Annotated in this window: 1 protein-coding gene and 1 pseudogene; both read left to right on the top strand. The window is 38.6% G+C overall.

The window, feature by feature from the left end; genetic code table 11:
* Positions 1 to 310: 310 nt before the first annotated feature.
* A complete protein-coding gene (locus ACED29_RS21005; protein WP_188927105.1) occupies positions 311 to 1246 on the top strand; it encodes a hypothetical protein in 936 nt (311 codons plus the stop codon).
* A gap of 269 nt (positions 1247 to 1515) precedes the next feature.
* Positions 1516 to 2014: pseudogene (locus tag ACED29_RS21010) on the top strand (hypothetical protein); the annotation flags it as partial.

Raw genomic sequence — 2014 nt, forward strand, 5'->3', positions numbered from 1 at the left:
TAGTGTAAATGGAAAACTCTATTTAAAACATTCTGACTTTAAGGGAGGGTTACATCACCTTGTCAAAAGTATAACTTTCAAAGTAACTTTGATAGCTAAGTAAAACGTTAAAAATTAATGAGCTTATGTGTCCAAGTTACCTTCTTAGTCTTTGTTTTATTTCAGTATTTAAATATCTTAACAGTCTAACTACACCCACTCGCACACATTAACAAAGCTTGAACAACTGCATCAAATTTGACACAATCCCAGTTAGCGCTCATGAAGAGAGCTTTAATTGTTGTAACAACATGGAATGGAGATATTTGAAATGAAAAAAGTTCTGTATAGCACACTTTTGTTGTGCGGCCTCTTGTCTTACTCCTCTCAAAGTCTGGCAATCACTAAAACTGAAGTCTGTAATGGTTGTACTCACTCTGAAATGGAGCAAAAAGCAACTTTTGCACAAGTAAAATTTGGCACAAGCCATGTGGTTGTTGTCGATTTTGTTAATAAATCGTCTAGAAAGTTCACCGTTGTCAACGACGAAGATGATCGTGGAGAACCAATCAGATATGCATATGAAAGCAGCCTCAGTAGTGGAGAAAGAGCAAGCGTCGATTCCCTATTTGAATATAGAGGGCTTTTAGTCGAAACAGTAAAGCAGGCTGAGGAAATTAATAAGAAACTGTACCCTAATTATGTTTATGCTGCGCCACAAAAAGTTAATATCCAATACTCATCGGAAGATAAGGCCAATGAAAGCCGCCTTTATGTTGGTGAAATCAAAACTAAAGGTGATCCTTATGATTTTTTAACTTTTAGTTCTATAAGAAATACGGTGTTTGACCGCCACATTCAAACAAATTCAGGCATATTGCAAGCTACTGCAAACAATGTGTTAAACACAATTAGCATCCCAAAAATACTGGACTTAGGTGTCTTTATAGATGTTAAGTTTTACTCAGATGATCTTGGCGAGCAACCTAACGGTGTTGTTCAAGTTGGCATTAATGCATTGGAGCGAGGCTTTGTCCCTATATCTGGTAAAGATGTGAATAATAATGATATCCCTATGACTGCTAGCCAGGTGTTAGGTGGCGGTTTTTCATTAGGTGGGTCAGGTAATATTAAAGAAAAATTCGAACGCTATTCAAGTACGCTAGTAGGCGGTTCGACTGCAGGCGTCTCTGGAGGTTGTAGCTTATACGTTAAAGAGACAATAGTAATCAACGGTAGATACTACTTTATATACGCTTGCAAATAATACCATTCAGGGCCAATGTCTATCTTTGGCCCTCTTGTCTATACAAACTTTTATAATGCTCTCTACAGTTGACCAAACCGTAACCAACTAACAGCCCAAAAGTTGAGCGGCTTCTAGTATGTTAAATTCAACTTTTTAATATCTGCTAATAACCATAGTGACCATTGCAAATAGTCTTTTTATTAATAACTTGTTATTGTTCGGTAGGGTTTTAAGGTTCCTTTATCGCTCATTGTAAAGGGCATTTTTATAAAAGATGTGGATAGCAAATGATTGATGCGGTTTGTACTTATGGTGGTGAAAGGCACACTTTCTCAATTTTGAAATTTCAGGTGTTACCTGAATCAGAGATTGAACAATTCAGGCAATTTTTAGAATGCCCTGAGTGCAAAGGGAAGGCGTATTATCGTAAGACAAGCTCAGACGGTAAAGCGGCCTGTTTTGGCTCTAGATACCATATTGCAGGATGTGACGAAGGCCATCCTTCAACTCAGCGAGACCGAGAGACTCGACATGCCGTTGAAGTGAATCAATTCATTGCAGATACGAATATTATCAGTATTGATTTCAGGTTATTAAACACCAAAAAGCCCATTTTAGAGGTGAAAACTGTCGCCTCTGGAGCAAACCTAATCTCAAGCCGCGCCCCAAAAATCGATAATGCCAGCCGCAAACCCGCTGGCAACAATCAACAACCCAAGGTCAAAGTATTGGGGCTGGAGAAAATTCTCAATAGCCTAATGCGTGGTAGCGACTTAGCCCAGTCGA

Origin of the sequence: Shewanella sp. 5S214 (assembly GCF_041439795.1) — a bacterium.
In the GTDB taxonomy this organism is placed as follows: domain Bacteria; phylum Pseudomonadota; class Gammaproteobacteria; order Enterobacterales; family Shewanellaceae; genus Shewanella; species Shewanella vesiculosa.